This window comes from Actinokineospora pegani (genome assembly GCF_009745975.1).
In the GTDB taxonomy this organism is placed as follows: Bacteria; Actinomycetota; Actinomycetes; order Mycobacteriales; family Pseudonocardiaceae; genus Actinokineospora; species Actinokineospora pegani.
In genome coordinates this window covers 1-10,152 of the sequence record NZ_WHOL01000053.1, presented here as the reverse complement: position 1 = coordinate 10,152, position 10,152 = coordinate 1, and the positions used below count along the sequence as shown (strand labels likewise).

The window sequence follows — 10,152 nt, the reverse complement described above, 5'->3', positions numbered from 1 at the left end:
TCGGCCTCGATCGGGTCGCCCAGCGTGGTCCCGGTGCCGTGCGCCTCGACAGCGTCCACATCGGACGGGGCCAGCCCGGCGGAGGCCAGCGCGGCGCGGATCACCCGCTCCTGCGAGGGCCCGTTGGGGGCGGTCAGCCCGTTGGAGGCGCCGTCGGAGTTGACCGCGGTGCCGCGCACGACGGCGATCACCCGGTGGCCGTTGCGGCGCGCGTCGGACAGCCGCTCCATCAGCAGCAGGCCGACGCCCTCGGACCAGCCGGTGCCGTCGGCGTCGGCGGAGAAGGACTTGCACCGGCCGTCGGGCGACAGGCCGCGCTGGCGGGAGAACTCGACGAAGGTGTTGGGACCGGCCATCACCGTCACCCCGCCCGCCAGGGCCAGGTCGCACTCCCCCGACCGCAGCGCCTGCGCGGCCAGGTGCATCGCCACCAGCGACGACGAGCACGCGGTGTCCACCGTCATGGCCGGGCCCTCCAGCCCGTAGACGTAGGCGAGGCGGCCGGAGACGACGCTGGAGAGGTTGCCCGCCAGCAGGAAGCCCTCGTACTCCGGCGGCACGGACGGCAGCCGGGAGGCGTAGTCGTCGTACATGACGCCCGCGAACACACCGGTGCGGCTGCCGCGCAGCCCGGCCGGGTCGACCCCGGCGTCCTCGAAGGCCTCCCACGCCGTCTCCAGCAGCAACCGCTGCTGCGGGTCGGTCGCGGTGGCCTCGCGCGGGGACATCCCGAAGAAGCCGCGGTCGAACTGGTCGGCGTCGTGCAGGAAGCCGCCGTGGCGGGTGTAGGAGGAGCCGACTCGCTCCGGGTCGGGGTCGTAGAGGGAGTCCACGTCCCAGTCCCGGTTGTCCGGGAACGGGCCCACGGCGTCGATCCCGCCGTCGACGAGGTCCCACAGGTCCTCCGGGGAGCGCACGCCGCCGGGGAAGCGGCAGGCCATGCCGACGATGACGACCGGGTCGTCGGCGGTGCGGCGGCGGGGGCGCGCGGTCTTGTCCGGGGCGTTGCGGGCCGAGACCAGCTCGGTGATCCGCCCGATCAGCGCGAGCGGGCTGGGGTGGTCGAACACGACGGTCGCGGGCAGCCGCAGGCCGGTCTCGGCGATGAGCCGGTTGCGCAGGTCGACCCCGGCCAGCGAGTCGAAGCCCAGGTCGCGGAAGGCGCGGGCCAGGTCGAGCGCGATCGGGTCCGGGTGCCCGAGCGCGGCGGCGACCTGGGCGCGGACCAGGTCGGTGACCGCCTCGGCGCGGGCGGGCCCGGCCAGCGCGGCGGTGGCCAGCGCCCACGAGGAGTCCGCGGCCGCCGCGCGGGCCCGCTTACGGGCGGGCTTGGCGCGCCCGCGCAGGACCGCCGGGGTGGCGGGGCCGACCTCGACCGCGCCCGGCCGCCACGCGGCGGGCACCAGGCAGGCGGCGCCGGTGGCGATGGCGCGGTCGAACAGCGCGAAGCCCTGCTCGGGGGTCAGCGGCGCGAACCCGGCGCGGGCCCAGCGGGCCACGTCGGCCTCGCCGACGGTCGCGCCCATGCCGGCCGTGCCGTCCCACAGGCCCCAGGCCAGGGAGGTGGCCGGGAGGCCCGCGGCGGCGCGCGCGGCGGCGAGGCCGTCGAGGAAGGTGTTGGCGGCGGCGTAGTTGGCCTGGCCCGCGGTGCCGGTGGTGCCCGACACCGAGGAGAACAGGACGAACGCGGCCAGCGGGGCGCCCGCGGTCAGCTCGTGCAGGTGCCAGGCGGCGTCGACCTTCGGCGCCAGCACCGTGTCGACCTGCTCCGCGGTGAGCGCGGTGGCGGTGCCGTCGGCGAGCACGCCCGCGGTGTGCACCACGGCGGTGAGCGGGGCGTCGGCGGGGACCTCGGCCAGCGCGGCGGCCAGCGCGGCGCGGTCGGCGGCGTCGGCGGCGGCCACGGCGACCCGGGCGCCCCCGGCGACCAGCTCCGCGACCAGCTCGGCGGCCCCGGGGGCGGCGGCGCCCCGGCGGCTGACCAGCAGCAGGCTGCGCACGCCGTGCCCGGCGACCAGGTGCCGGGCCAGCAGCGCGCCCAGGCCGCCGGTGCCGCCGGTGATCAGCACCGTGCCGCCCGGGTCGAGCCGGGTCGGCTCCGCCTCGGGCGGCGCCGCGCGGGCCAGCCGCGGGGCGAGCAGGGCCCCACCGCGCGCGGCCAGTTGCGGCTCCCCCGTGGCCACCGCGGCGGCCACCAGCCCGTCGACATCGGCGCCGGGCTCGGTGTCGAGCAGGACGACCGAGTCCGGGTGCTCGCTCTGCAGGGTCCGCGCCAACCCCCACACCGCGGCGGCGGCGAGGTCGTCGACCACGTCGCCGGACGCGGCGGCGACCGCCGCGCGGGTGTGCAGGACCAGCCGGTCGGCCGGGTCGTGGTCCTCGGACAGCCAGCCGCGGGCGGTGTCGAGGGCCTGGTGCACGGCGGCGCGGACAGCGGCCGGGACGTCGGCGCCCTGGGCGGCGACGGTGACGACGAGGGTGCCCTCGGACAGCTCGGACTCCGCCGGGGCGGGGACCGGGGACCAGGCGAGGGCGAACAGGCCCTCGGGCCCCTCCGCGCGCACCTGGTCGCGGCGGACGGCGGCCAGCGCCAACTCCTCGACGCCGCCGACCGGGGTCCCGTCGGCGGCGACGAGGGTGATCGAGAAGGTGTCGGCGCTGCCCGCGACCGGGGAGACGCGGGCGCGGAGCCGGGTCGCGCCCACGGCGACGACGCGGACGCCGGACCAGGCGAACGGCAGCTTGACCTCCTCGGGCCGCGCCGGGTCGGCCGCGGCCAGCACCAGCGGGTGCAGCACGGCGTCGAGCAGGGCCGGGTGGGTGTGGTAGTCGGCCGCGCCCTCCCGGACGGACTCCGGCAGGGCGACCTCGGCGTAGAGGTCGGAGCCCGCGCGCCACAGTGCCTCCAGGCCGCGGAAGGCAGGCCCGTAGTGGTAGCCCAGCTCGGCCAGGCGGTCGTAGGCGTCGTCCAGCGCGACCGCCTCGGCCCCGGCGGGCGGCCAGGCGCCGAGTTCTTCGGGGGCGCTCTCGTCGTCGGGGCGCAGGAAGCCGCCCGCGTTGCGGGTCCACGCGGCCGCGGGGTCGTCGGCGGGTCGCGAGTGGACGGACACCGGCCTGCGGTGGGCGGCGTCGGCGGCGCCGACCACGACCTGCACGCTGACCTGGCCCTGCTCGGGCAGGGCCAGCGCGGCCTCCAGCGTCAGCTCGTCGACGACCGGGGCGCCGACCCGCTCCCCCGCCGCGGCGGCCAGCTCGACCAGTGCGGTGCCCGGGACCAGGGTGGTGGCGCCGATGGCGTGGTCGGCCAGCCACGGCTGCGTCCGGGTGGACAGCGGCGCGGTGAGGACCAGCTCGTCGCGCTCGGCCAGCGCCACGGCGGCGGGCAGCAGCGGGTGGCCGGTGGCCTGCACGCCCAGGCCGCGCGCGTCGGCCGCGGGCGAGGGGGCGAGCCAGTAGCGGCGGCGCTGGAACGGGTAGGTGGGCAGGACCAGCCCGGTGGGCGCCGGGGTGGTGTCGACGACGGCGCCGCCCGTCTGGGCGGCCGCCAGGGCCAGCACGGCGGTCATGGCCTCGGGACGGCCCTTGCGGGCGGTGGCGACCGCGACCGGGACCTCCGGCAGGGTCGCGCGGACCAGCGGCGCCAGCACGGCGTCCGGTCCGATCTCGACGAACACCTCGGCGCCCTCGGCCGCCAGGGCCAGCACGGCGTCGTGGAAGCGGACCGCGCCGCGCAACTGGTCGCCCCAGTGCCCCGGGTCGGACAGGTCGGCGGCGGTGGCGAGCGCGCCGGTGGCGGTGGACACCAGCGGGACGGCTGGCTCGCCGAACGCGATCCCCTCGGCGACCTCGCGGATGGCCGCGGCGGCCGAGTCCATGTGGTGGGAGTGGAAGGCGTGGCTGACCGTCAGCGCGCGGGTGCGGCGGCCCCGCCCGCGCCAGACCGCGGCGACGGCCTCGACCGCGTCCGCGTCGCCCGCGAGCACGACCGAGGTCGGCCCGTTGACCGCGGCGAGGCTGACCCCGTCGACCAGCGTGGGCGCGATCTCGGACTCAGCGGCCTCGACGGCGACCATCGCACCGCCGCCGGGGGCCGCCTGCATGAGCGCGCCGCGGGCGGCGACGAGCGCGGCGGCGTCGTCGAGGTCGAGCAGCCCGGCGACGTGCGCGGCGGCGATCTCGCCGATGGAGTGGCCTGCGACCAGGTCCGGGACGAGCCCGTGGCGGGCCAGCAGGGCGGCGGTGGCGACGCCGTGGGCGAACAGGGCGGGCTGGGTGTACTCGGTGCGGTCGAGCAGCCCGGCCAGCTCGCTGCCCTCGGCCGCCCACATCACCGCCAGCAGGGGGTGCGCCAGCAGCGCGGTGAAGGCGTCGGCGGCCCGGCCCAGGTCGGCGGCGAAGGCGGGGTCGGCCTCGGCCAGCTCGCGGCCCATGCCGGGGCGCTGCGCGCCCTGGCCGGTGAAGACGAACGCGGTGCGCGCGCCGCGGGTGGCCGAGCCGGTGACGACGGCCGGGTGGGCCGTCCCCGCCGCGAGGGCGGCCAGCCCGGCGCGCAGCTCCTCGGTGGTGGCGCCGACGACGGCGGCGCGGTGCTCGAACACCGTGCGCGCGGTCAGCGCCGCGGCGACCGCGCGCGGGTCCGCGGCGGCGTCGACGTGCTCGGCGAGCTGGGCGGCCCGGTCCCGCAGGGCATCGCGGGTCCGGGCGCTCAGCGGCCACACGACCGGCAGCTCATCGTCCACGGTGGACTCGACGACCGGCGCGGGGTCGCCCTGCTCGAGGACGACGTGCGCGTTGGTGCCGCTGATGCCGAACGACGACACCGCCGAGCGGCGCGGCCGGTCGGCGGCGGGCCACGGCCGGGGCTCGACCACGAGCTCCAGCGCGCCCGAGGACCAGTCCACCCGGGACGTGGGTGTGGTGACGTGCAGGGTCTTGGGCACCACGGCGTGCCGCATGGCCTCGACCAGCTTGATGATCCCGCCGACGCCCGCCGCGGCCTGGGCGTGGCCGATGTTGGACTTCAGCGAGCCCAACAGCACCGGGGTCTCCCGGTCCGCGCCGTAGGTGGCCAGCAGCGCCTCGGCCTCCACCGGGTCGCCCAGCGCGGTGCCGGTGCCGTGCGCCTCGACCGCGTCCACATCGGAGGCCCGCAGCCCGGCGTCGGCCAGCGCGCGGCGGATGACCCGCTGCTGCGCCGAGCCGCTGGGGGCGGTGAGGCCGTTGGACGCGCCGTCGTTGTTGATCGCGGTGCCGCGCACCACCGCCAGCACCGGCAGGCCGTCGCGGCGGGCGTCGGACAGCCTGCGCAGCACCAGCAGGCCCGCGCCCTCGGCCCACACCGTGCCGTCGGCGCCGTCGGAGAACGACTTGGCGCGGGCGTCGGCGGCGAGGCCGTGCTGGCGGGAGAACTCCTGGAACATGCCCGGGGTGGCCATGACCGTCACGCCGCCCGCGATGGCCGTGTCCGTCTCGCCCGAGCGCAGCGACCGCACCGCCAGGTGCAGCGCGACCAGCGAGGACGAGCACGCGGTGTCCACCGTCATGGCGGGCCCGGCCAGGCCGAGCTGGTAGGCGATGCGCCCGGACATGACGCTGGGGGCGCTGCCGGTCAGCACGTGGCCCCCCGCCTGCTCGGTGGCGTCGGCCATCCGCGGGCCGTAGTCGCCGCCGGTGCCGCCGACGAACACGCCCGCGCGGGTCCCGCGCAGCGCGGTGGGGTCCAGTCCGGCGCGCTCGACGGCTTCCCAGGCCAGCTCCAGCAGCAGCCGCTGCTGCGGGTCCATCGCCAGCGCCTCGCGCGGGGCGATGCCGAAGAAGTCGGCGTCGAAGTCGCCCGCGCCGTCGAGGAACCCGCCCTCGCGGACGTAGCTGGTGCCGGGGTGCTCGGGGTCCGGGTGGTAGAGGTCGGCGGGCCACCCCCGGTCGGTGGGGAAGGCGCCCACGGCGTCGCGGCCCTCGGCCACCAGCCGCCACAGGTCCTCCGGGCTGGTGACGCCGCCGGGGAAGCGGCAGGCCATGCCGACGATCGCGATTGGCTCGTCGGTGGCGGTGACGACCGCGTCGACCGCGTCATCCTCGGCGACCGCGTCCGCCCCGGCCAGTACCCCGCCCAGGAAGTCGGCGAGCGCGCGGGGGGTCGGGTGGTCGAACAGCAGCCCGCCGGGGAGGGCGAGGCCGGTGGCGGCGGCGAGCCCGTCGCGCAGCTCGACCAGCATCAGCGAGCTGAACCCCAGCTCGCGGAACGGGGTGTGCCAGGCCAGGGCGCGCGGGTCGGCCATGCCCAGCACGGCGGCGACGTTCGCGCCGACGAGTCCCTCGGCGTCCGCGGCCACGGCCCGGTCCACCGCGGGTCGGGTGGGCGCGGGGCCGCCCGCGACGGCGGCGGCGCGCGGGGCCTGGACGTCGACCCAGTGCGGCTCGCGCTGGAAGGCGTAGGTGGGCAGGTCGACCACCCGGCCCGCACCGCCGAACACCGCCGACCAGTCGACGGAGGCGCCGCGGGTGTGCGCGCGGGCGAGGGCGGTCAGCGCGGTGGCCGCCTCGTCGCGGTCGGCGCGGGCGACCGGCGCGGCGACGACGCCCGCGACCGACCCGGCCATCCCGGACAGCACCGCGTCCGGTCCGACCTCGACCAGCGTCGGCACGCCGGTGGCGGCGACACCGAGCAGGGCGTCGTGGAACCGGACCGGCTCGCGGACCTGGCGCACCCAGTGCTCCGGGTCGGTCAGGTCGGTCCGCGTCCCGGTCAGCGTGGAGTAGACCGGGATGCGCGGCGGGCGCAGCGCCAGCCCGGCGACGACAGCGCGGAACCCGTCGAGCATCGGGTCCATGAGCTGGGAGTGGAACGCGTGGCTGACGGTGAGCCGCCGGACCCGGACGCCATTGGCGCGCAGGGTCTCCGCGAGTGCGAGCACCGCCGTCTCGTCGCCGGAGACGACGACGGAGTCGGGCCCGTTGACCGCGGCGACGACCGCGCCCGCGGGCAGCAGCGGCAGCACCTCGGCCTCGGGTGCGTTGACCGCCACCATCGCGCCGCCCGCGGGCAGGGCGCCCATGAGCGCGCCGCGCGCGACGACCAGCTCGGCGGCGTCGGCGGGCGACAGCACACCCGCGACGTGCGCGGCGGCGACCTCGCCGATGGAGTGCCCGACGAGCGCGGCCGGGGTCAGCCCCCACGACTCGACCAGGCGGAAGGCGGCCACCTCGAAGGCGAACAGCGCGGGCTGGGTGAACGCGGTGTCGTCCAGGCCCTCCCCGGAGGCGACCACCTCGGCCAGCGGCCGGGGCAGCAGCGGGTCGAGGTGCGCGTGGACCTCGGCGAGCGCCGCGGCGAAGACGGGGAACGCCGCGGCGAGCCCCGCGCCCATCCCGGCGCGCTGGCTGCCCTGGCCGCTGAACAGCACGCCGACGCCGTCGGCCGCGCCGGGCAGGGCGGAGTCGCCGATCAGACCGGGGTGCGGCAAGCCGCGCGCGAGCGCGTCGAGGCCGCTGAGGAGGGCGTCGCGGTCGGCGGCGAGCACGACGGCGCGATCGGTGAAGGCGGTGCGGGCGGTGGCGGTGGAGAACCCGAGGTCGGCCAGGTCCGCCCCGGCGGCGGCGACGTGGTCGCGCAGCCGCTCGGCCTGGGCGCGCAGGGCGGCCGGCCCCTTGCCCGACACCAGGACCGGCGTCACCGGGAGCGCGGCGGGCGGGGTGGCGGGCAGGGCGGTTGACAGGGCGGTGGGCGCCTCGGTGAGGACGACGTGGGCGTTGGTGCCGCCCATGCCGAACGAGCTGACGCCCGCGACCAGGGCGCGGTCGGGGGCGGGCCAGTCGCGGAACTCGGTGCCCACGGCCAGGTTCAGCTCGTCGAGCGGGATGTCCGGGTTCGCGGTCTCGAAGTTCAGGCTGGCGGGCAGACCGCGGTGGCGCAGCGACAGGACGACCTTGAGCAGCCCGGCGATGCCCGCCGCGCCCTCCAGGTGGCCGATGTTGGTCTTCACCGAGCCGACCTGCAGCGGCTCGCCCGCCGGGCGTGCCGACCCCAGCACCGCGCCGAGCGCGGACGCCTCGACGGGGTCGCCGACCGGGGTGCCGGTGCCGTGCAGTTCCACGTACTGGACCTGGTCGGCGTCGATGCCCGCACGGGCGTGCGCGGCGCGCAGCACCTCCTGCTGCGCGGTGGCGCTGGGGACGGTGAGGGCGTCGGTGGCGCCGTCGTTGTTGACCGCGCTGCCCAGGACCACCGCGTGCACCCGGTCGCCGTCGGCGAGCGCGCGGGCGAGCGGCTTGAGGATCACGACGCCCGCGCCCTCGCCGCGCACGTAGCCGTTGGCGCGCGCGTCGAAGGTGTGGCAGCGGCCGTCCGGGGACAGGCCGCCGAAGCGCTCGGCGGTCAGCGCGCCCTCGGTCAGCAGGTTCAGCGTGACGCCGCCGACGACGGCGACCTCGGCCTCACCGCCGCGCAGCGCCTCGACCGCCAGGTGCACGGCGACCAGGGACGAGGACTGGGCGGTGTCGACGACCACACTCGGGCCGCGCAGCCCCAGCGCGTAGGACACGCGGTTGGCGATGACGCCGCGCTGCACCCCGGCGTTGGTGTGCTGGGTGAGCGCGTCCCCGCCCAGGCTCGCCACGAGGGTGGCGTAGTCGTCGCGCTGGGCTCCGATGTAGACCCCGGTCCGGGTGCCCGCGAGGTCGGCCGGGCGGACGCCCGCGTCCTCCATGGCCTCCCACACCAGCTCCAGCACCAGCCGCTGCTGCGGGTCGGCGGCGGCGGCCTCCCGCGGGGACACGCCGAAGAACGGCGCGTCGAACCCGGCGACGTCGGCCAGGAACCCGCCGCGGCGGGCGACCTCGGGCAGCGGCGTGCCCGCCACCGTCGCCCGCCGGTCCGCGGGCACCTCGGCGACCGCGTCGACACCGCCGCGCAACAACTCCCAGTAGGCGGCGGGGTCGGGCGCGCCCGGCAGCCTGCAGGCGATCCCCACGATCGCGACGGGGGCCGCGCCGCTCTCGGGTGTGGCCCCGGGGTACTCACGGTTGCTCGTCATCGGGATCGTCTGCCCCTTCTCGCCGGTGGTGCCGGGAAAATCCCGCTCGCCGTTGTTTCCTACCGGGCGCGGGCCCAGTGACCGGTCTTCCGCCGTCCCGGGGACCGCACCGCGAAAGGCCGGTTACCGCTGGGTGGGCGAGCGGTGCCGGGCACGTCAATACCGTGGCCCTGCGGCGCGAGCGCGGCGTGAAACCCCAGTCCCCCAAGCGGAAGTGGACCGCCACCATGACGAGCACCATCTCGAAGATCGAGCCCACCACCGACCCCACGGAGCTGACCGCGCTCTACGTGCGCGCGATGAACTCCGGCGACCTGGACACCGTGCTCGGCCTCTACGCCGACGACGCGGTCTCGGTCTGGGAGCCGGGCAACCCCATCAGCGGGGCCGAGCACCAGGAGAAGGTGCGCGAGTACCTGGAGCTCAAGCCGAAGATGTCGGCCACGCTGCGCGAGTCGCACGTCACCGGCGACACCGCGCTGCTCGTCGTCGACTGGGTGCTGGACATCCCCGCGGGCGAGGACCACGAGGCCGAGCACCACACCGGCATCGGCCTCGACGTCGTGCGCAAGGGCCCGGACGGCCGCTGGCGCTACGTCATCGACAACCCGTTCGGCGACGCCTGAGCGACGCGCACGCGGTCGCGGGGGCGAGCCCGCCCCCGCGACCGCCACGGACCCGACAGCGAGGAGAGGACACGACATGGCTGCACCCGCGATGGAGCTGGCCGAGGCGCACATGCGCGGCCTGCTGGCCAGCCTCGGCCTGGACGTGGAGTACATCCGCGGCGAGGGCGACACGCTGTACTTCCGCGACCGCGACGGCGACGAGGTCCCGGTGCTCGACCTGGTCGGCGGCTACGGCTCGCTGATCTTCGGCCACAACCACCCGGCCCTGGTGGCCAAGGCCCGCGAGCTGCTGGCCGACCGCGTGCCGGTGCACGCGCAGTTCTCCTACCACCCGTACGCCAACGAGTTGGCGAACGCGCTCAACGCGGTCCTGCACCGCGAATTCGGGGTGCGGGAGCCGTACTCGGCCGTCTTCGCCAACTCCGGCGCCGAGGGCGTCGAGATCGCGATGAAGCACGCCGAGCTGGACCGGGTCATCCGCGCGGGCGAGC

General features: G+C 77.4%; 3 protein-coding genes. 2 read left to right on the top strand and 1 reads right to left on the bottom strand.

The window, feature by feature from the left end; all coding sequences use genetic code 11:
• A partial coding sequence (locus tag GCL84_RS05355; protein ID WP_156754233.1) for a type I polyketide synthase occupies positions 1-9,032 on the bottom strand: 9,032 nt, incomplete at its 3' end.
• A 227-nt stretch (positions 9,033-9,259) separates the two neighbouring features.
• Between GCL84_RS05355 and GCL84_RS05350 the strand changes: the two genes are divergently transcribed.
• Positions 9,260-9,658 carry a YybH family protein gene (locus GCL84_RS05350; RefSeq protein WP_156754232.1) on the top strand — a complete coding sequence of 133 codons (399 nt, stop codon included), beginning with the start codon at positions 9,260-9,262 and terminating at the stop codon, positions 9,656-9,658.
• A gap of 76 nt (positions 9,659-9,734) precedes the next feature.
• The coding region (locus tag GCL84_RS05345) for an aminotransferase class III-fold pyridoxal phosphate-dependent enzyme (RefSeq protein ID WP_156754231.1) at positions 9,735-10,152 on the top strand (418 nt) is incomplete at its 3' end.

Coding starts and splice junctions, on each gene's coding strand:
- GCL84_RS05350 (WP_156754232.1), top strand. CDS start 9,260: ATGACGAGCACCATCTCGAAGATCGAGCCCACCACCGACCCCACGGAG.